The organism is Saccharopolyspora pogona (assembly GCF_014697215.1).
GTDB lineage: Bacteria > Actinomycetota > Actinomycetes > Mycobacteriales > Pseudonocardiaceae > Saccharopolyspora > Saccharopolyspora hattusasensis.
The window spans coordinates 6,471,335-6,491,328 of sequence record NZ_CP031142.1 but is presented as its reverse complement, the minus strand read 5'-3'; the positions used below and the strand labels follow the sequence as shown (position 1 = coordinate 6,491,328).

Sequence of the window (19,994 nt, the reverse complement as noted above, 5' to 3'; positions counted from 1 at the left end):
TTCGACCGATGTGATCGTCGAGGCGCTGGGCGACGGCACCCATCAGGGTGCGGCGCCGACAGATGAGTCGCCCCGAAATGGTCTGCGGTGCGGGACAGGGCGTGTTTTCGAACCGGCACCGGCCAACCTGACAGCACAGTCGGCTCAAGGAGAAATTGAGGCCCGTGGCACCGAAGAAGAGCGAATACAACGCTTCATCCATCACCGTTCTTGAGGGCCTTGAGGCCGTCCGCAAGCGTCCCGGCATGTACATCGGTTCGACCGGCGAACGCGGCCTGCACCACTTGGTGCAGGAAGTCGTGGACAACTCCGTCGACGAGGCGATGGCCGGCTACGCCACCAGGGTCGAGGTCACCCTGCTCGCCGACGGCGGCGTGCGCGTCGTCGATGACGGCCGCGGCATCCCTGTTGGCATCCACCCGGTGGAGAAGAAGCCGACCCTCGAAGTCGTGCTCACCGTGCTGCACGCGGGCGGCAAGTTCGACGGCGACTCCTACGCGGTCTCCGGCGGTCTGCACGGCGTGGGTGTGTCGGTGGTCAACGCGCTGTCCACGGCGCTGGAGGCGGAGATCCACCTAGAGGGCTACGTGTGGCGGCAGCGCTACGAGGACTCCAAGCCCGTCGCCGAAATCGAGCGCGGCGAGCGCACCGACAAAACCGGCACCACCATCACCTTCTGGGCCGATCCGACGATCTTCGAAACCACCAGGTACAACGCCGAAACCATCTCCCGTCGCCTGCAGGAGATGGCGTTCCTGAACAAGGGCCTGACCATCGTCCTGCGCGACGAGCGCGCCGCCGAAGAGGACGAGGCCGGCGAGGACGCCAGCGGCACCACCGCCCGCGCCACCGAGCGCACCTTCCACTATCCGGGCGGCCTGGAAGACTTCGTCCGCCACATCAACGCCACCAAGGAACCCATCCACAAGAAGGTGGTGTCCTTCAACTCCGCCAGCAAGGACTACGAGCTGGAGATCGCGATGCAGTGGAACTCCGGCTACAACCAGTCGGTCTACACCTTCGCGAACACCATCAACACGCACGAGGGCGGCACCCACGAGGAAGGCTTCCGGTCGGCGCTGACCCGCGTGGTCAACAGCTATGCCAAGGACAAGAAGCTGCTCAAGGAGAAGGATGGCAGCCTCACCGGCGACGACGTCCGCGAGGGCCTGGCCGCGATCGTGTCCGTGAAGGTCCGCGAGCCCCAGTTCGAGGGCCAGACCAAGACCAAGCTGGGCAACACCGAGGTCAAGTCGTTCGTGCAGACCACCGCCTTTGAGTGGCTCACCGACTGGTTCGAGCGCAACCCCGCCGAGGCCAAGGTGATCGTCAACAAGGCGGTGTCCTCGGCGCAGGCGCGAATGGCCGCGCGCAAGGCCAAGGAGCTGGTGCGCCGCAAGAGCGCGATGGACATCGGCGGCCTGCCGGGCAAGCTGAAGGACTGCCAGTCCAACAGCCCGGAGGAGTGCGAGCTCTACGTGGTGGAGGGCGACTCCGCGGGCGGCTCCGCGAAGGAAGGCCGCGAGTCGCGGTTCCAGGCGATCCTGCCGCTGCGCGGCAAGATCATCAACGTGGAGAAGTCGCGGATCGACAGGGTCCTCAAGAACAACGAGGTCCAGGCGATCATCACCGCGCTGGGGACCGGCATCCACGACGAGTTCGACCTGTCCAAGCTGCGTTACCACAAGGTCGTGCTGATGGCCGACGCCGACGTCGACGGCCAGCACATCCGCACCCTGCTGCTGACCCTGCTGTTCCGGTTCATGCGGCCGCTGATCGAGAACGGCCACGTGTTCCTCGCGCAGCCGCCGCTGTACAAGATCAAGTGGCCGCGGTCGGAGCCGGAGTACGCCTACAGCGACAAGGAGCGCGACGCGCTGCTGGCACAGGGCGCGGCAGCCGGCCGCAAGCTGCCCAAGGACGACGGCATCCAGCGCTACAAGGGTCTCGGCGAGATGAACGCCGACGAGCTGTGGGAGACCACTATGAACCCGGAGACCCGGCTGCTGCTGCAGGTCTCGCTGGACGACGCGGCGACCGCGGACGAGCTGTTCAGCGTGCTGATGGGCGAGGACGTCGAAGCCCGGCGCTCGTTTATCACCCGCAACGCCAAGGACGTCCGCTTCCTCGACGTGTGACGCACCGCGCCGCTAAGCCCCCGAACTTCCCGGAAAGCGAAGGACGAGCATGACGGAAATCCTGCCGCCGGAACACGGCCGGATCGAGCCGGTCGACATCCAGCAGGAGATGCAACGCTCATACATCGACTACGCGATGAGCGTGATCGTGGCCCGCGCGCTGCCAGACGTGCGCGACGGCCTCAAGCCGGTGCACCGGCGCGTGCTGTACGCGATGTACGACTCCGGCTTCCGCCCGGACCGCGGGTACGTGAAGTGCTCCCGCGTCGTCGGCGACGTGATGGGCAACTACCACCCGCACGGCGACTCGGCGATCTACGACGCCCTGGTCCGCCTGGCCCAGCCGTGGTCGATGCGCCACCCCCTGATCGACGGCCAGGGCAACTTCGGTTCGCCCGGCAACGACCCGGCCGCGGCGATGCGGTACACCGAGTCGCGGCTGGCCCCGTTGGCGATGCACATGCTCGCCGACATTGAAGAGGACACCGTCGACTTCGCCGACAACTACGACGGGCGCACCCAGGAACCCACGGTGCTGCCGTCGCGATTCCCGAACCTCCTCGTCAACGGCGGTGGCGGGATCGCGGTCGGAATGGCCACCAACATCCCGTCGCACAACCTGCGCGAGGTTTCCGACGGTGTCGTCTGGGCGTTGGAGAACCCGGAGGCCACCGACGAAGAGCTGCTCGACGCGCTCATGGCGCGGATCAAGGGTCCGGACTTCCCGACCCACGGCCTCATCCTCGGTACCAATGCGATCGCGGACGCCTACCGCACCGGCCGCGGCTCCATCAAGATGCGGGCCGTCGTCACGATCGAAGAGGACACCAAGGGCCGCACCACGCTGGTCGTCACCGAGCTGCCCTACCAGGTCAACCCGGACAACCTGATCGAGAACATCGCCGCGATGCACCGGGAGGGCAAACTCACCGGCATCTCCGACATCGCAGACGAGTCGAACAGCCGGCGCGGCATGCGGATCGTGATCACGCTCAAGCGCGACGCGATCCCGAAGGTGGTGCTGAACAACCTCTACAAGCACACCCAGCTGCAGACCACCTTCGGCACCAACATGCTGGCCCTGGTCGACGGGGTGCCGCGCACCCTGCGGCTGGACCAGATCATCCGGTACTACGTCAAGCACCAGGTCGAGGTCATCGTCCGGCGCACCAAGTACCGGTTGAAGAAGGCCGAGGAGCGCGCCCACATCCTGCGCGGTCTGGTCAAGGCGCTGGACATGCTCGACGAGGTGATCGCGTTGATCCGCCGGTCGCCCACGGTGGACGACGCGCGCACCGGGCTGATCGGGCTGCTCGACGTCGATGAGATCCAGGCCAACGCGATCCTGGAGATGCAGCTGCGCCGCCTGGCCGCCCTGGAGCGGCAGAAGATCATCGACCAGTTGGCCGAGATCGAGCGGGAGATCGAGGACCTCAAGGACATCCTCGCCAAGCCGGAGCGGCAGCGGCAGATCATCCGCGACGAGCTGATGGAGATCGTCGACAAGTACGGCGAGGACCGGCGCACGAAGATCGTTCCGTTCGAGGGCGAGGTCTCCATGGAGGACCTCATCGCGGACGAGGACGTGGTCGTCACGATCACCCGCACCGGCTACGCCAAGCGGACGCGCACCGACCTGTACCGGGCGCAGAAGCGCGGCGGCAAGGGCGTGCAGGGCGCGCAGCTGAAGCAGGACGACATCGTGTCGCACTTCTTCGTGTGCTCCACGCACGACTGGATCCTGTTCTTCACCAACAAGGGGCGCGTCTACCGGGCGAAGGCCTACGAGCTGCCGGAGGCCAACCGCACCGCTCGCGGCCAGCACGTGGCGAACCTGCTGGCGTTCCAGCCGGACGAGCAGATCGCCCAGGTCATGCAGATCAAGGACTACACCGCGGCGCCGTACCTGGTGCTGGCCACCCGCAACGGGTTGGTCAAGAAGTCCCGCCTGACCGACTTCGATTCCAACCGATCGGGTGGTCTCATCGGGATCAACCTGAAGGACGAGGACGAGCTGGTCGGCGCGGTGCTGTGCTCCGCCGATGACGACCTGCTGCTGGTGTCCGCGGAGGGCCAGTCGATCCGGTTCCACGCCACCGACGACGCGCTGCGGCCGATGGGCCGGGCCACCTCGGGCGTGCTGGGCATGCGGTTCAACGGCGGCGACGAGCTGCTGGCGATGGGCGTCGTCCGCGCCGACCGGTACGTGCTGGTGGCCACCGACGGCGGTTACGCGAAGCGCACCCCGATCGATGACTACCCGGTGCAGGGCCGCGGCGGCAAGGGCGTGCTGACTCTCCAGTACGACAACAGGCGTGGCAGGCTGGTGGGGGCACTCATCGTCGAGATCGACGACGAGCTCTACGCGATCACCTCGACCGGTGGGGTCATCCGGACCACCGCCAAGGAGGTGCGCAAGGCCGGCAGGCAGACGAAGGGGGTTCGTCTGATGAACCTGGACGAGGGGTCCGCGCTGGTGGCGATCGCGCGCAACGCCGAGGAAGCCGCCGACCCGGACGCTGCGGGGCCGGAACAGCAGCAGTAAAACCGTGGGAGACCACGTCGCACACCGCCGCCGACGATCAACGAAGGATCGCTCGTGACACCTTCCGAGAAGCCGGAGCAGTCGGACCCGCAGCAGGATGCGGACCGGGCTTCGGTCAGCACCCAGACAGCCGACGACAGTGCCGCGGACGACGGCACGGAATCCGGGTCGGCTCCCGCTCAGCCGACCGCCGGAGGCAATGGGGAAGACCTGCACGGCACCGAGACGCCGCCCCCGTGGCAACGCGCCTCGGTGACCGCGTCCGGCTCGTCCGACACACCGGTGGCCGCGGCTGCAGCCTCCTCCGGTCCGGATGTCGCTAACACGCAGCACATCCCGAAGCAGGTGCAGGACCAGGAAACGGTGCGCACCAAACTGCCGCCGTCCACGCGGACGACCGTGTCGTTCACCGGCGGCGCTGCCGGTGCCGCCGGTGTGGGCGGGGCGGCCCGCGCCACAACGGCCTCGGCGCGGCGGCCGAGCCGAGGCCCGCGGCGGGCCAGCCTGCAGGTGAAGCGGCTGGACCCGTGGTCGGTGCTGAAGCTCGCCCTGGTGCTCAGCGTCGCGCTGTTCTTCGTGTGGATGATCGCCGTCGCGGTGCTCTACGGGGTGCTCGACGGCATGGGCGTGTGGGACCAGCTCAACGGCACCTTCACCGAGCTGACCCAGCCCGACAACGCGGCCAGCGAACCGCTGATCAGCGCGGGACGCGTGTTCGGGGTCGCCTCGATCATCGGCGCGATCAACATCGTGCTGGTGACCGCGCTGGCGACGGTGGCCGCGTTCATCTACAACGTGGCAGCCGACTTCGCCGGCGGCATCGAGGTCACCCTCTCCGAGCGGGAATGAACCGCTGACGTGGCGATCCCGGTCCAGCACCGGGATCGCCACGTCCCGGGAGATCCGCAACGCCGACCCCCGTTTCGGGCTCCGGAACGGCGTCCTGTAGTGTTTGAACCACACCAAGGGCCTATAGCTCAGGCGGTTAGAGCGCTTCGCTGATAACGAAGAGGTCGAAGGTTCAAGTCCTTCTAGGCCCACTGGTAATCTTTCGCAAATCCGAGGACTTCTCGGGCTGCACGCCGTGCTAGGAGGCGACCGGAAGTGAAGAAGCTACTCGCACTCGCCGCAGTTGCTGGGGTCGTTCTGTTCGTCATCCGGCGCAACCGGGCCGCGAAGGCCGAGGCCGACCTGTGGCGCGAGGCCACTGCCGAGGCCTGATCGCTCCCCACCGTTCTTGATCCGGCTCGCGGAGCCGGCAGCCATCGTGAGCGTCACCGGTCAGCGGACCTGAGTGGGGCTGCGATAGCCGGGGACGTAGCTCAATTGGCAGAGCACCGCCTTTGCAAGGCGGGGGTTAGGGGTTCGATTCCCCTCGTCTCCACGCGTCAGTTGGGTGGAGTGTGCCCACGGAAAGCGTGGGCCATTACTGTCGCGTCATTATTTTGCGGGGGCCGAGCCCCCGCAGACCCCCACGGTGTGGGGGTTTCTTTTTTTGCCCGCTCCTTGGTCTTCGGAGCGTTCCCGGCCTGCTCTTGGACCAGCTTTCCGGGGGTTCTGAGCTCCAGCCTTCGGCTGTCGGAGCACTCCGGGCCCTCTTCGTTCACGGAGCTTCTGGGCGACATTCGTCGTGCCTTCGTTCGTGGCGGGCCCTTCCCGCTCTCGCTCTTTGTCGGCCTTCGGTCGTGTTTTGCCTGGTGTCGGCCTTCGGCCGTGCCCTTGGGGTTGCGGGTTGTCAGCCTTCGGCTGTCGGTGGGTTTTCGGTGGGTTTCTGGGGTTCCGCTCCATCCGCTCGGCTGTGTTGTTGCTCTTGTTGGGGATCGTCCTCTTTGGACATTTGGTTTCGTTGGCTTTGGTTTCGTTGTGGGGTTGGGTTTGGGTTTGGCCTTGTGGTGACGTTTTTGGTTTTTGATTGGTCTTTGCGCCCCGCCGCGGTGGTCGGGTCGTCGACGAGGGCGAATAGCAGGTGTTCCTCGTGCTGCTCGGCCTCGCCGGGTGGCCGAGGTGAACTTCTTGAATATGATCAGGACCTCCCGTGTTTCTTGTGCACGGCCTGCCGCGATACGCCGAGTTCTACGGCGATCTCCTGCCACGACCAGCCCCGGTTGCGGGCGTTGCGGACTTGGACGGATTCCAGTTGTTCGAGCAGCTTCCGCAGCGCCGCCACGGCTCGCAGGCCGATCCGCGGATCCCGGCTGCTCGCCGCTGAGGCGAGTTCCGTCGCTTCTGCCATGCCGTCAACTTATGTTGACAATCGGGAGATGTCAACCTCGGTTGACGTCAGAGTTGGAGGGCGTCCCGGATCGCGTCGACGGTCTGCTCGGCGGAACTCCAAGAAGGTGGCGGCCCGGTCGGCGGGCAGGCTGTCCCTGATCGACAGCAATTGACTGGGCGGCTGCTTCATCCGGAAGCGCTGGGTGAGCGTGCAGCCGTCGCCGTCGGGTTCGATATCGAAGGACCACACCGAGTTGTCGCGCTCGGTCGTCCAGAGGTCGTCGCGGAACCGGTTGTGGCCCTTGAAGGTGGCGCCGGTGGTGCCCGGTTCGCTCATCCCTGCATCGTGGCCATCGATCCGGTGGGATCGAATGTGATGTGCGACATCCGGAGAAGTCGGAGGCCGGACCCGGCGGGCCCGGCCTCCGAGAAGTTCACCGGGTCAGTGGGATCGTTCCGGCGCGATGTTCGTCTGGCCGTCGGGCTGCGCCGGCACGTCGGGACGGCTCGCGCGGTGACGGGCCTGGGTGTCGCGCCTTGTGAAGCTGTCGTCGGCCTCAGCCACCGGCAGCTCCTCCGGGCGGCGGGAGAACGCAACCGCCGCGGCCGCGCCGAGGGCGGTCAGTGCCAGCAGCACCCACGGCCACTTGCGCCGCGGCTTCGGCTTGCCCGGGTCGATACGAGCGGCCAGCTCCTTGCGGGCGGCGGCCGTGTTCTTGGCCAGCTGCTTGCGGGAGTTCGCGGTCTTCTTCTCCCACTGCTTGCGCGCCTTGCGGCCGCGCTTGGCGAGCTCCTTGCGCGACATCCCGGTGGCGCGCTGCGCGATGAGCTCCTGCAACTCGTCGGTCGAGTACCCGTGGTTGGCCAGCTCTTGCTCGGCGCGGGCAGCGGCCTGCTTGGACAGCGCCACGCCGACCTCACCCGCGCGTCTCGCGCCGTGGCGGGCGGACTTGATGCCCGTCCCGACCGCCTTGCCCACGCTTTCGCCAGCTCGGGCCATCGCCTTCACCTCGTCCATCGTGTGCCTCCTCGGCCCGGCGTTCGCCGGTCGACTTCGTCGGCCCACGCCTGCGGCGTGGGCACCGCCCAGCAGGCGGCGATCAGCCCCATATTGCACCCAGACTCCGGGTTCGGCCTCTTCGATGGCAGGATGGTCTGGTGGCTGAAGACAACGGATCGCTCGTTGGGATTACGGTGACCGCGACCCTGCACACCTCGCAGGGCGACATCCGGATCAACCTGTTCCCCGACAAGGCACCCAAGACAGTGGCCAATTTCGTGGGCCTCGCCGAAGGAACCAAGGAGTACACCGAGCCCAACGCCAAGGGCGAACGCTCCGGGCCGTTCTACGACGGGGTGATTTTTCACCGCGTCATCTCCGGCTTCATGATCCAGACCGGGGACCCGACCGGGACCGGGCGTGGTGGCCCGGGCTACAAGTTCGGCGACGAGTTCCACCCCGAGCTGCAGTTCACCAAGCCGTACCTGCTGGCGATGGCCAACGCCGGGCCGAACACCAACGGCTCGCAGTTCTTCGTCACGGTGGGCGCCACGGATTGGCTGAACTACAAGCACTCCATCTTCGGCGAGGTCGCTGACCAGAAGTCCCGCGACGTCGTCGACTTGATCGCGAACACCGCGACCGGTGTGGGGGACCGCCCGGTCAACGACGTCATCATCGAGAAGGTCTCGATCGAACGCGGCTGAACCTCGGCCGACGAGGCTCGGTTCCGAGACAGCCCCAAGCGAAGAGCAGGTCCCGACGTGACTGTTCCGCCCGGATCCCAGCCCGGCGCGGACGGGGCTCCGCCGCAGCTGCCGACCTGCGTCCGGCACCCCGACCGTCCCACCGGGCTGCGCTGCACCCGGTGTGAGCGGCCGGCGTGTCCGGAGTGCCTGCGCGATGCCGCCGTCGGCCAGCAATGCGTCGACTGCATCGCGCAGGGACAACGCGGCATGCGGCGGCCGGTGACGGTAGCCGGCGCGCGGCTGGCCAAGAAATCCATCTTGGTCCCCGTGCTGGTCGCGATCAACGTGGTGGTCTTCGCGCTCACCGCAGTGCAGGCCGGCAGCATCGGCGGGAACTACACCGCCGCGCTGTTCGACGACTTCGCGCTGTGGCCGGTCGTGGTCGCGGGCGGGCAATGGTGGCGCCTGATCAGTGCCGGGTTCCTGCACATCGGCCTGCTGCACCTGGCGATGAACATGATCGCGCTGTGGGTGATCGGCCGGGACCTGGAGCTCCTGCTGGGGCGGCTGCGGTTCGGCGCGGTGTACCTGCTGTCGCTGCTCGGCGGCAGCACCGCGGTGTTCATGTTCGGCGAGCCGATGGGGATGGTGGCCGGCGCGTCCGGCGCGGTGTACGGCCTGATGGGGGGCATCGCGATCGCCGCGCTGCGGTTGAAGATCAGCCTGCGGCCGGTGCTGGTGGTGATCGCGCTGAACATCGCGGCCAGCGTGCTGATCCCGGGCCTCTCGCTGCTCGGGCACCTCGGCGGGCTCGTCATCGGTGTGCTCGCGACTGGTGCGCTCGTCTACGCGCCACGCGAACGGCGGACGCTGGTCCAGGTGGGTGCGCTGACCGCGCTGCTGGTGGTCGTGATCGCCGTGCTGGTGACCCGTGATCTGCAGTTCGGCAACGTGGTGTGCATCGGGTCCGGAGCGGAAACCCGCTGCGGCCTGTTGCGGTCCTGACGCTCAGCGGCGCAGCGCGCGCAGTTCGTCCGCGACTTCCTGCGGGTCGGCGCCGAGGTCGAGCCTGGTCAGCACGACCAGCTCCGGGTCGGCGTCGAGTTCGAGCGCTTGCACGGTGCGGCCGAACCGGCGGTCGTGCCGGACCCGGATCGACACCGCAGGCCAGGACCAGTGCCGTGGGCCGCGCAAGCCGCGCACCGTGACACCGTCGAGGTCCGCGCGCAGCCGCGGTCGGCAGATGCTGCCGTGTGCGGAGGCGACGGCCAGCGCCAGCACGAGCACGCCGATGAACAGCCGGTCGACTGGGCTCTCCGCGAGCAGCCACCACGCCGCGGCCACAGCGGCGAGCACCCATCCGCAGGTGATCAGCCCGATGGGCGTCGACCACTGCCGAGATCCGTTCTCATCCACCGTTTTCCACCTGCTACCGATGAGTTATCCACAGGAGTTATCCCCACTGGGGATGAGTTACACCTGTGTTGTTCGCTGACCGAACGTCAAGAGGTCGACGAGATGAGTGAGGTCCGAAGGGATTGACCCCTTCGGACCTCGACCACATTCCGCTTGCGTGCTAAAGGTCAGCGCCAGCGCATCGTCATCAGCAGGCCGATGATCATGAACGCGAAGCCGACGGCGAAGTTCCACCCGCCCAGGTCGACCATGAACGGGATCTTGTCGCCAGCGATGTAGTTGATCACCAGCCAGAGCAGGCCGATCAACATCATCCCCAACATCACGATGATGTAGATCGGGTGCGACGGGCCGACCGCCTTCGCCTTCACCGGCGTGCGGCGATCGGTCACCGGGGTGGGGGAGTCCTTCTTGCGGACCTTGGACTTCGGCATGGTGTCCTCGCCAGGTGGTGCGGCATCGTGCGCCGCGTGCTCGGGCGGTGGCCGCACCCCGGGCGTCAGCGCGCCGAGGCGCGCGCAACTTCTCGCGGTGCAGCTCGTTTTCCAGCTACCACGTTAACGTAATCACAGCGTTGATCTCCCCCGTGGTCCAAGCCGCAATGGGAGAGGCTTCCTCGTGGCTTCGCCGGAGCTGGTGGTGGCACCGCCACCGGACCGCCGGCCGGCTCGGCTGCGCACGGCGCTGCACGTGCTGGGTGAGCTGCTGATCGCCGCGGAGCTCGTGCTGCTGGTCGCCGTCGCGGTCGCGTTGCTGCTGTTCGTGGTGTTCCCGCTACCAGGCACGTGGGCCAGTGCGCCGCCCTTCAGGGCGGTGGTGAAGGCCCCCGTCTAGGGTTGCGCGGGTATCGTTGATCTTTGTGCGGGGCGAAGGCAGAGCCCGGAAGCTCCGAAACTGCTGGGACGGACACAGCCCGGCACTCGCCGCTGGACCGGCGGAGAGACAAAACGCCTGTGGAGCGAACGTAAGACCCGCTCGTTGAGTGGGCTGATCGCTGGGAAGCAGGAACCCACCGAGATGACCTGAAGTGTGCGGAGTTCCGTGCCTTCAGGCGCGGCAGGAATCATCGGCGTTCACGCCGGTGAGGAGGTTAATGAGGTTCCCTTCCTGAAACGAGCCTGGAAACACGTTTTGCGCTCCGCGTAGTCTGGCGGGGTGCGCGTACTCGTCGTCGACAACTACGACAGCTTCGTCTACAACCTCGTGCAGTACCTCGCTCAGCTGGGCGCGGACTGCGTCGTGCGCCGCAACGACGTCGTCACCGACGACGACGTTGCCGCCGCCGACGGTGTTCTGCTCAGCCCCGGTCCTGGTACGCCGGACCGCGCGGGCCGCACGATGGAGTTGATCGAGCGCTGCGCCGCGGAGCGCAGGCCGGTGTTCGGAGTGTGCCTCGGGCACCAGGCCGTCGGTGCGGTGTGGGGCGGGACCGTCGAGCGGGCGCCGGAGCTGCTGCACGGCAAGGTCAGCGAGATCCACCACTCCGGGACCGGGGTGTTCGCCGGACTGCCAGCGCCGTTCATCGCGACGCGCTACCACTCGCTGATCGTCCGCGCGGACACCATCCCGGACGACTTCGAGATCACTGCGCGGACCGCGTCCGGCATCGTGATGGGCATGCGGCACCGAGAGCTGCCGGTGGAGAGCGTCCAGTTCCACCCCGAGTCGGTGCTCACCGAGGGCGGCCACCGGATGCTGGCGAACTGGATGGCTTCGGCCGGTCACCCGGTGGACGAGCACCTGGTCGCCGAGCTCGAACTCGGCATGCGCAAGGTCGCCGCCGCCGCCGCCCAGCGCTGAGCCGGAAAGTTGAAGGGCACCGCTGACCGGCCAAGTCGGTCGGAGGTGCCCTTCATCCATAACTGCGGTGACGCGTGAGGGGCATCCGCGACCCGGTTGCCCGGTCACGGGTGCCCCTCACGCAGAACAGGTCAGCCGAATGGCGGGAAGAGGGAGCCGTTGGACGGGGGACTGGTGGTCGGGCTGCTGCTGCTGTAGTCGCCCACCATCAGCGTCACCGACTGGTTCTTGCCCAGCTTCTGCCCGCTGCTCGGCGACGAGCCGACCACCTTGCCGTCCTGGCTCTTGTCCGAGGTCGGCTGGTTGACCTCGTTGATCTCGCCGTCCCAGCCACGGGACCGCAGGGCGTCCTCGGCCTGGCTGGGCGACATGCCCAGCAGCGACGGCATGGTGATCTGCTGGCCGTTGGAGACCACCAGGGTGATCTCGGTGTTCGGCCGCGCCTTGCTACCGCCCGACGGGCTCTGGTCGAGCACGGTGTCCGGTGCCTGGTCGGAGTCGCGGTCCTGTCTGCTGACCTTGAACCCGGCGCCCTCCAGGTAGGCCTTCGCGGTGTCGTAGGGCATGCCGCGCACGTCCTTGACCTCGACTGTCGGGATCGACTTGCCCACCGTCACGGAAATCGTGGTGCCCTGGGTGACGGACTGGCCCTTCTTGTCCCAGTCGATGATCTTGTCGACCTGCTTGGGGTCGCTGGTCTCCTCGTAGGACGGCGTCAGCCCCAGCTTGAGCCCGGCCTCGTCCAACTTCTGCGACGCCTCGGGGATGGACAGCCCGCTCAGGTCCGGCACCTGCACGCTCGCCGGCCCGGTGCCGGAGCAGAGCTCGATCTTCTGGGTCTCCTTGGCCACCGCCACACCCGGCGCCGGCTTCTGGCTGACGACCTTGTCGATGTTGTCGACGCTGGACGGGGACACGCACCAGGCGAGCTTCCACCCCCGGGCGTCGGCCTCGGCCTGGGCCGAGGCCCGGGTCATGCTGACGAAGTTCGGCGGGACCTCCGTCTTCGGCGAACCGTTGAAGATCCAGGTCGCCAGCCAGGCGGCGAGCGCGAACACGATCACGCAGGCCGTGGTGACCAGCGCGATCGTCCGGTGCTTGCGCTTCTTGCGCTCCCGCTCGACGTCGGCCTCGTCCGGATCCCGGGCGACCGACCGGTGACGTCCGGGCGGCAGTACCTCGGTCGCCGAGGCCTGCGAGAGCATCGCCGTCCGCTCGTCCTCGGACATGATCATCGGCGCCTTCGGGCGCTGCCCGGAGAGCACCCGCACCAGGTCGGCCCGCATCTCCGCGGCCGACTGGTAGCGGTTGGCCGGGTTCTTGCTCAACGCCTTGAGCACCACGGCGTCCAGCGAGGCCGGCGTCGTCGGCTTGACGTCGGAGGGCTTGCGCGGCTCCTCTCGAACGTGCTGGTAGGCGACCGCGACCGGCGAGTCGCCGGTGAACGGCGGCTCCCCGGTGAGCAGCTCGAACAGCACGCAGCCGGACGCGTAGACGTCGCTTCGCGCGTCCACCGCCTCGCCACGCGCCTGCTCCGGCGAGAGGTATTGCGCGGTCCCGATCACCGCCGCGGTCTGCGTCACCGCGGCCTGCCCGTCGGCGAGCGCGCGGGCGATACCGAAGTCCATCACCTTCACGGCGCCGCCGCGGGTGATCATGATGTTGGCGGGCTTGACGTCCCGATGCACGATGCCGTGCCGGTGGCTGAAGTCCAGCGCAGCCGACGCGTCCGCCATGACCTCCATGGCCCGGCGCGGCGACAACGGACCCTCGGTCTTGACGATGTCGCGCAGCGTCCGGCCGTCGACGTACTCCATCACGATGTACGGCAGCGGCCCGCTCTCGGCCTCCGTCTCGCCGGTGTCGTAGACGGCCACGATGGCCGGGTGGTTCAGCGCGGCGGCGTTCTGCGCCTCGCGGCGGAACCGCAGCTGGAACGTGGGGTCGCGGGCGAGGTCGGCGCGCAGGATCTTCACCGCCACGTCGCGACTCAGCCGGGTGTCGCGGCCGCGGTGCACCTCGGACATACCGCCGTAGCCGAGAGTCTCACCGAGCTCGTAGCGGTTGGACAGAAGTCGAGGTGAACTCATCGAAGTGTCGTTCCGATCCTTGTCAACGATCGTCCCATCATGCCGATTCGCCCTGTGCGGCCGGTGCCAGCAGGACGACCGGCGGCGGTCCCCCGAATTCCGTGTCCGGCGAACTCGCGGGGTCCGCCCCGATCAAGGGCGTGCGCCGTAGCGAAGTCTGGCCCAAAGCAGTTGCCGAATCCAGGTTGTGAGTTGTCACATGGCCGGATCCGACCAATCCCTGGTCCCGGTTGACCACCCAGTAAGTGGTCACACCGACAGCGACCAGCAAGGCTACCGCGAGCACCGCGACGAGCACCCAGACGATGACCTTGTTCGTGCGAGGCGGGGACGGCACCTGCTGCGGTGGCAGCTGCGGGGCAGGCAGCTGTGGGGCCGGTGCCTGCGGCGGGATCAGCCCAGGCGGGTACGTGTTGCCCATCGGCGGCAGCTGCCCGGGCATCTGGTGCACCCCGGTGTTCGTCGGCACCAGCTGCTGCTGCCGCTGCTGCGGCATGACCAGCGTGGACGGGGTGGGCAGCGGCATGCCCGCGCGCACGGCGGCGACGGCGTTGGCGAACTCGCCGCCGTCGGCGTAGCGGCGTCGCGGGTCCTTCGCCAGCGTCGCCTCGATCAGCGCCCGCACCCCCGGCGGCACGTCCGGCGGCAGCGGCGGCGGGATCTCCCGGATGTGCATCATCGCGACCGTGACCGCGTTCTCGGACAGGAACGGGCGGTGGCCCATCAGGCACTCGTAGCCGACCACGGCCAGCGAGTACACGTCGCTGGACGGCGTCGCGTCGTCGCCCAGGGCTTGCTCCGGCGCGATGTAGTGCGCGGTGCCCATCACCATGCCCGAGCGGGTCACCGGTGCCGCGTCGGCCGCCTTCGCGATGCCGAAGTCGGTCAGCTTCACCTTGCCCTCGGGCGTGATCAGGATGTTGCCCGGCTTGACATCCCGGTGCACTAGGCCCCGCTCGTGCGCGGCCTGCAACGCCCGACCGGCCTGGTCCAGCATGTCCAGCGTGTGGTCGGTGTTGATGCGGCGCTCGCGGGCCAGGATCGCTGCCAGTGGCTCGCCCTCGACCAGCTCCATCACCAGGTACGCGGTGTCCTCCGGGCCGTCCGGGATGGCTGCGGTCTCGCCGTAGTCGTGCACCGCGGCGATGCCCGGGTGGTTCAGCGACGCGGTGGTCCGGGCCTCGGTGCGGAAGCGGTGCAGGAACTCGGCGTCACCGCACAGCTCCGCCTTCAGCACCTTTATGGCGACGGTCCGGTCCAGCCGGACGTCCACCGCCTGCCAAACCTCGCCCATCCCGCCGACGGCGATGCGCTGGCCGAGCCGGTAACGGTCGGCGAGTAACTGGCCGGAGGTCAGCATTGGTCAGCCACCCCCCTGCAGACCGGCCCGGATGACCTCCCGGCCGATCGGGGCGGCGATCGAGCCACCCGTGGCCTCGGTGCCCTCGTCACCACCGTTCTCCACGATCACCGCCACGGCGATGGTCGGGTTCTCAGCCGGCGCGAACGCGACGTACCAACCGTGCGGCTGGTCCTTGACGTCGCCGTGCTGGGCGGTACCGGTCTTCGAAGCGATCTCGATGCCGGAGATCTTGCCGCCGCCCTTGGTGTTCTTCTCCGACTGGATCATCATGTCGCGGATCATCCGCGCGACGTCCGGCGAGACGGCCTGGTTCATCTCCTCCGACTGGAAGGAGCTCAGCTCCGCCATGTCCGGCGACCGGGTGGCCTCGACCAGCTGCGGCTTCATCAGCTTGCCGTCGTTGGCGATGGCCGCGGCCATCATCGCGTTCTGCAGCGGCGTCACCCGCACGTCGCGCTGGCCGATCCCGCTCTGGTACAGCGACGGGGCGTCGGCCATCGGACCCAGGTCCGACTTGGCGACGTTCATCGGGATCGCCAGGTCCTGCCCGAAGCCGAACGCGGCGGCGGTCTCCCGCATCTTCTCCGGGCCGACCTCACCGGCGATCTTGGCGAACGCGGTGTTGCACGAATGCGCCAGCGCCTGCGTCAGGGTGTTGCCCGCGCAGGTCTTGCTGCCGTAGTTCGGCAGCTGCGTGTTGGTGCCGGGCAGCGTGATCGATGCGGCCGCCTCCACCTGGCTGTTCGGGTTGTACCCGTTCTGCAGCGCGGCGGCGGCGGTGATCAGCTTGAACGTCGAGCCCGGCGGATAGATCTCGGAGACCGCCCGGTTGGACATCGGCGCATCCGGGGTGTCGTTGAGCTTCTTCCACTCCGCGGCGGCGTCGTTGTTGTTCGTGGTGGCCAGCACGTTCGGGTCGTACGACGGCGCGTTGACCATCGCCAGGACCTTGCCGGTCTTCGGGTCGAGCGCCACCACGGAGCCGTGGAAGCCCTGCTTGGTCAGCTGCTCGTAGGCCACCTGCTGGATCGCCGGTTTGATGGTCAGCTCGACGCTGCCACCGCGCGGCTTGTTGCCGGTGATCATGTCGGAGAGCTGGCCGAAGGCCAAGCTGTCGTCGGTGCCGTTGAGGATCTTGTCCTCGGCGCGCTCGACCCCGTTGGACCCGTAGAAGAACGAGTAGAACCCGGTGACCGGGGCGTACAGCGGCCCGTTCGGGTAGGTGCGCTGGAACGCGTAGCGGTCGTGCTCGATGGGCATCGAGCTCGCCAGCGACTGGCCGCCGGCGATGATCTGCCCGCGCTCCCGCGAGTTCTCCTCGTACATCGTCCGCCTGTTGAGCGGGTGGTCGCGCAACTCGTCGGCCTGGATGACCTGCACGTAGGTCGCGTTGCCCATCAGCAGCACGACCATCACCATCATCGCCAGCGCAACCCGGCGCAGCGGTTTGTTCATCGGGGACGCTCCACCAACTCGGTATGTGCCTCCGCGATCGGGGCCTGCTTGGGCTTCGGCTTTGCGGGCGCCTGCGGGCGACGCGCGGCGTCGGAGATCCGCAGCAGCAGCGCGACCAGCATGTAGTTGGCCAGCATCGAGGAACCGCCTGAGGCCAGGAACGGCGCGGTGAGACCGGTCATCGGGATCAGCCCGGTGGAACCGCCAGTGACCACGAACAGCTGCAGCGCCACGGTGAACGACAGACCGCCGGCGAACAGCTTGCCGAACGAGTCGCGCACCGCGAGCGCGCTGCGCAGCCCGCGCATCATCAGCAGCAGGTACAGCATCAGCAGCGCCATCAGCCCGGCCAAGCCGAGCTCTTCGGCCAGCGACGGGATGATGAAGTCGCTGAACGACAGCGGGGTCAGGTTGGGCATGCCCGCGCCCAGCCCGGAGCCGCCGATCCCGCCGTTGGCCATGCCGAACAGGCCGGACCGCAGCTGGTCGTTCGCAGTACCGTCGGCCAGGGGGTCCAGCCAGGTGTTCACCCGGGCCTGGACGTGGTCGAACAGGTTGAACGCGATGATGCAGCCGAGCGCGAACATCGACAGACCCAGGAAGACCCACACCGCGCGCTCGGTGGCGATGTAGATCATCACCAGCACGATGCCGAAGAACAGCAGCGACGTGCCGAGGTCCTTCTCCAGCACGACGATGCCGATGGACAGGGCCCAGGCGGCGATCACCGGCATCAGGTCACGCGGGCGCGGCCAGTCGATGCCGAGGAACCGCTTGCCCGCAGTGGTGAACAGCTCCCGCTTGGACACCAGGAACGAGGCGAAGAAGACCAGCAGCAGGATCTTGGCGAACTCGTTCGGCTGGATGGACACGAAACCCAGGTTGATCCACAGCTTCGCGCCATTGACCTCAGAGATGCTCGAGGGCAGCAGGCCGGGCAGCGCCAGCAAGGCCAGGCCGACAAACCCGCAGGTGTAGCTGTACTGCGCCAGTGTTCGGTGGTCCTTGACAAACACCAGGACCAGGATGAACAGCACCACGCCCGCCGTGGTGAACACGATCTGCTTCGGCGTGTACGGGGCTCCCACCACCGGTGCCAGGTCGAGCCGGTGCAGCATCACCAGGCCCATCCCGTTGATCAAGGACACCAGCGGCAGGATCAACGGGTCGGCGTACGGAGCCCACCGGCGGACGCCGAGATGCGCCGCGCCGAAGAGCACCAGGAACGCCAAGCCGTAGAAGAACAGCTCCCGGGTAACGGTCTGCTCCTGGGAGACCTCCACCACGATCAGCGCGAACGTGATGATCACCGCCGAGCAAACCAGCATGAACAGCTCGGTGCCCCGCCGAGTGTCGACTCGGGGGGCCCCGCTGGCAGCTCCGGTCGTAACGGCCGGTTGCGCCATCAACTCACCATCCGGCAGGTCACGCCCGGCTGCTGCTCCTCCGTCTGCAGCGGGGTGGCGTCCGACGGCTGCTCGGGCTGCGGGCCCTGCGACGGCGGCTGCGACGGCTGCTGGCCAGCCGGGGGCTGCGCTGGCGGCGGCTTGGGCTTCTGGCATTCCGGCAGCAGCGCGGTCATCCGGAGCCGCCGCATCGCGTCGCGGGCCTCCTGCAGCCCGTTGACCTCGGCGATGCCGTTGCGGACGTCCGGTCGCTGCGCTTCCTGCAGGTCGACCACCTTGATCGGGGTGCAGTCCGGCGCGGAGTCCGGCGGGCAGGACGTTTCGACCTGCCAGTTCAGCGAGACACCCAGCACGCTGCCCTGCATTCCTTGGAAGATCACCACCTCATCGGCGCGGTTCGCGCCGATGTAGTACTGGTTGAGCACCCACCAGCGCCCAACCAGCGCGACTCCGGCCAGCACGATGAGCACGCCGCACGTCACCAGCAGCGAACGCAGCCAGCGGCGCTTGCGCGGCTGCTCCGGTGGAGGTGAGGTGGGCTCGAAACGCTGCGGCTGCGGCCGCGGCATGGTCACCGCGGATGCGCGTGCCGCAGACGAATCGGGTTGCGGATGCTCATCGCCATTTCCCGCCGCGCCCCCGACGATCGGGGCGTCGTCGCCGAACTCGACGTCGACGACGTCGGCGATGATCACGGTGACGTTGTCCGGACCACCGCCCTTGAGGGCGAGCTCGATCATCCGGTCCGCGCACTGCTGCGGGTCCGGGATGCGCAGCGCTTCCGCCATCGTCTCGGTGCTCACCGGGCCGGTCAGGCCGTCCGAGCAGAGCAGGTAGCGGTCGCCGGCCCGGGCTTCCCGGATCGCCAGGCTCGGTTCCACCTCGTGGCCGGTCAACGCGTGCAGCAGCAGCGAGCGCTGCGGGTGGTGCGCGGCCTCCTCCTCGGTGATCCGGCCTTCGTCGATCAGCGACTGCACGAAGGTGTCGTCGTGGGTTATCTGGGTCAGCTCGCCGTCGCGGACCAGATAGGCCCGGGAGTCGCCGATGTGCACCAAGCCCAGTTTGCTGCCTGCGAACAGCACAGCGGTGAGCGTGGTGCCCATCCCCTCCAGGTCCGGGTCGTTGGCCACCAGCTCGGCGATCGCGCCGTTGCCGGCCAGCACCGCACCGCGGAGCTGCCCGAGCAGGTCGTCGCTCGGCTCGTCGTCGTCCAACGGCGCCAACGCCGCGATGACGACCTTGCTGGCGACCTCACCGGCGGCATGTCCACCCATGCCGTCCGCGAGGGCGAGTAGTCGTGGGCCGGCATAGACCGAGTCCTGGTTGTTGGAGCGCACCAGGCCGCGGTCGCTGCGGGCTGCGTAGTGAAGGACGAGGGTCATGAGCGCAGCTCGATCACCGTCTTGCCGATTCTGATCGGAACGCCGAGCGGGACCTTGGTCGGCCCCGTGACCTTCGCCCGATCGAGGTATGTGCCGTTTGTGGAGCCTAGATCCTCCACGTACCAATCGGAGCCTCGAAGCGACAGTCTCGCGTGTCGTGTCGACGCGTAGTCGTCGTCGAGGACCAACGTGGAGTCATCGGCGCGACCGATCAGGATCGGCCGGCCGTCCAGGGAGATGCGCGTGCCGGCGAGAGCGCCGTGCGTCACCACCATCTGGCGGGGCGCCTTGCTCTTGCCCCGGGCCTGCTTGCCCGGTAGCCGACTCGCACCTGGCATCGGGACCCGCATCCCGGACGCCGAGTAAAGATCCGAGCGAACCACGCGAAGCGCAGCCAGCACGAACAACCAGAGCAGGGCGAGAAACCCTGCTCTGGTCAGCTGAATCACCAGCTCTGGCACTTGTTGTGAACGCTCCTACTCGTGTCTGGACGCGG

18 protein-coding genes, 2 tRNA genes and 1 pseudogene are annotated in these 19,994 nt (G+C 67.8%); 10 read left to right on the top strand and 11 right to left on the bottom strand.

Annotated features, from left to right (window positions below; genetic code table 11):
* The first annotated feature begins 164 nt into the window (after nucleotides 1-164).
* From gyrB to DL519_RS30125, 6 genes and pseudogenes are all read left to right on the top strand, one after another.
* Nucleotides 165-2,138, top strand: coding sequence for a DNA topoisomerase (ATP-hydrolyzing) subunit B (gyrB, locus tag DL519_RS30145; protein ID WP_190819805.1), 1,974 nt, complete (start codon nucleotides 165-167; stop codon nucleotides 2,136-2,138).
* Nucleotides 2,139-2,187: 49 nt separating this feature from the next.
* Complete coding sequence (gene gyrA, locus DL519_RS30140) at nucleotides 2,188-4,683, top strand: DNA gyrase subunit A (RefSeq protein WP_190819804.1); 2,496 nt, start codon at nucleotides 2,188-2,190, stop codon at nucleotides 4,681-4,683.
* Between the two features lie 54 nt (nucleotides 4,684-4,737).
* Nucleotides 4,738-5,532 (top strand): DUF3566 domain-containing protein, encoded by a 795-nt coding sequence (locus tag DL519_RS30135; RefSeq protein ID WP_190819802.1) that lies wholly within the window; start codon nucleotides 4,738-4,740, stop codon nucleotides 5,530-5,532.
* A gap of 117 nt (nucleotides 5,533-5,649) precedes the next feature.
* Nucleotides 5,650-5,723: transfer RNA gene (locus tag DL519_RS30130), tRNA-Ile, on the top strand.
* Between the two features lie 64 nt (nucleotides 5,724-5,787).
* Nucleotides 5,788-5,895 (top strand): annotated as a pseudogene (locus tag DL519_RS47465) (DLW-39 family protein); the annotation flags it as partial.
* Nucleotides 5,896-5,994: 99 nt separating this feature from the next.
* Nucleotides 5,995-6,067: transfer RNA gene (locus DL519_RS30125), tRNA-Ala, on the top strand.
* A 639-nt stretch (nucleotides 6,068-6,706) separates the two neighbouring features.
* On the opposite strand, the gene DL519_RS30120 is transcribed toward DL519_RS30125, so the two are convergent.
* The 3 genes from DL519_RS30120 to DL519_RS30110 form a co-directional block, all read right to left on the bottom strand.
* Nucleotides 6,707-6,916, bottom strand: a complete 210-nt coding sequence (locus DL519_RS30120; protein ID WP_190819800.1) for an HTH domain-containing protein — start codon at nucleotides 6,914-6,916, stop codon at nucleotides 6,707-6,709.
* Between the two features lie 9 nt (nucleotides 6,917-6,925).
* The gene (locus DL519_RS30115; protein ID WP_190819798.1) at nucleotides 6,926-7,234 is read right to left on the bottom strand and encodes a hypothetical protein; all 309 of its coding nucleotides are present in this window, start codon (nucleotides 7,232-7,234) and stop codon (nucleotides 6,926-6,928) included.
* A gap of 105 nt (nucleotides 7,235-7,339) precedes the next feature.
* Nucleotides 7,340-7,915, bottom strand: coding sequence for a hypothetical protein (locus DL519_RS30110; RefSeq protein WP_190819796.1), 576 nt, complete (start codon nucleotides 7,913-7,915; stop codon nucleotides 7,340-7,342).
* 140 nt (nucleotides 7,916-8,055) lie between these two features.
* Between DL519_RS30110 and DL519_RS30105 the strand changes: the two genes are divergently transcribed.
* Both DL519_RS30105 and DL519_RS30100 read left to right on the top strand, forming a co-directional pair.
* Nucleotides 8,056-8,604 carry a peptidylprolyl isomerase gene (locus tag DL519_RS30105; RefSeq protein ID WP_190819794.1) on the top strand — a complete coding sequence of 183 codons (549 nt, stop codon included), beginning with the start codon at nucleotides 8,056-8,058 and terminating at the stop codon, nucleotides 8,602-8,604.
* Between the two features lie 57 nt (nucleotides 8,605-8,661).
* Nucleotides 8,662-9,591 carry a rhomboid family intramembrane serine protease gene (locus DL519_RS30100; RefSeq protein WP_223839736.1) on the top strand — a complete coding sequence of 310 codons (930 nt, stop codon included), beginning with the start codon at nucleotides 8,662-8,664 and terminating at the stop codon, nucleotides 9,589-9,591.
* 3 nt (nucleotides 9,592-9,594) lie between these two features.
* Here DL519_RS30100 and DL519_RS30095 read toward each other — a convergent pair whose 3' ends face one another.
* A complete protein-coding gene (locus DL519_RS30095) occupies nucleotides 9,595-10,002 on the bottom strand; it encodes a PH domain-containing protein (protein ID WP_190819792.1) in 408 nt (135 codons plus the stop codon).
* 167 nt (nucleotides 10,003-10,169) lie between these two features.
* Nucleotides 10,170-10,436 (bottom strand): cell division protein CrgA, encoded by a 267-nt coding sequence (gene crgA, locus DL519_RS30090; RefSeq protein WP_168585956.1) that lies wholly within the window; start codon nucleotides 10,434-10,436, stop codon nucleotides 10,170-10,172.
* Between the two features lie 184 nt (nucleotides 10,437-10,620).
* Here crgA and DL519_RS30085 point away from each other — a divergent pair, with 184 nt between their 5' ends.
* Both DL519_RS30085 and DL519_RS30080 read left to right on the top strand, forming a co-directional pair.
* Nucleotides 10,621-10,836, top strand: a complete 216-nt coding sequence (locus DL519_RS30085; RefSeq protein WP_190819790.1) for a hypothetical protein — start codon at nucleotides 10,621-10,623, stop codon at nucleotides 10,834-10,836.
* Between the two features lie 321 nt (nucleotides 10,837-11,157).
* Nucleotides 11,158-11,802, top strand: coding sequence for an aminodeoxychorismate/anthranilate synthase component II (locus tag DL519_RS30080; RefSeq protein ID WP_190819788.1), 645 nt, complete (start codon nucleotides 11,158-11,160; stop codon nucleotides 11,800-11,802).
* Between the two features lie 131 nt (nucleotides 11,803-11,933).
* On the opposite strand, the gene pknB is transcribed toward DL519_RS30080, so the two are convergent.
* From pknB to DL519_RS30050, 6 genes are read right to left on the bottom strand one after another with little or no spacing between them, the layout of a single operon-like run.
* Complete coding sequence (gene pknB, locus DL519_RS30075; protein ID WP_190819786.1) at nucleotides 11,934-13,892, bottom strand: Stk1 family PASTA domain-containing Ser/Thr kinase; 1,959 nt, start codon at nucleotides 13,890-13,892, stop codon at nucleotides 11,934-11,936.
* Between the two features lie 37 nt (nucleotides 13,893-13,929).
* Complete coding sequence (locus DL519_RS30070; protein ID WP_190819784.1) at nucleotides 13,930-15,252, bottom strand: serine/threonine-protein kinase; 1,323 nt, start codon at nucleotides 15,250-15,252, stop codon at nucleotides 13,930-13,932.
* Between the two features lie 3 nt (nucleotides 15,253-15,255).
* Entirely contained in the window at nucleotides 15,256-16,710 is a 1,455-nt protein-coding gene (locus DL519_RS30065; protein ID WP_190819782.1) for a peptidoglycan D,D-transpeptidase FtsI family protein, read from the bottom strand.
* Entirely contained in the window at nucleotides 16,707-18,116 is a 1,410-nt protein-coding gene (locus DL519_RS30060) for an FtsW/RodA/SpoVE family cell cycle protein (protein ID WP_190819780.1), read from the bottom strand. Before DL519_RS30060 ends, DL519_RS30065 begins: the two co-directional genes overlap by 4 nt.
* Nucleotides 18,116-19,498, bottom strand: coding sequence for a PP2C family serine/threonine-protein phosphatase (locus DL519_RS30055; RefSeq protein WP_190819778.1), 1,383 nt, complete (start codon nucleotides 19,496-19,498; stop codon nucleotides 18,116-18,118). Before DL519_RS30055 ends, DL519_RS30060 begins: the two co-directional genes overlap by 1 nt.
* Nucleotides 19,495-19,959: an FHA domain-containing protein FhaB/FipA gene (locus DL519_RS30050; RefSeq protein ID WP_168585963.1), complete on the bottom strand. Its 465-nt coding sequence runs from the start codon at nucleotides 19,957-19,959 to the stop codon at nucleotides 19,495-19,497. Before DL519_RS30050 ends, DL519_RS30055 begins: the two co-directional genes overlap by 4 nt.
* Nucleotides 19,960-19,994: the final 35 nt, after the last annotated feature.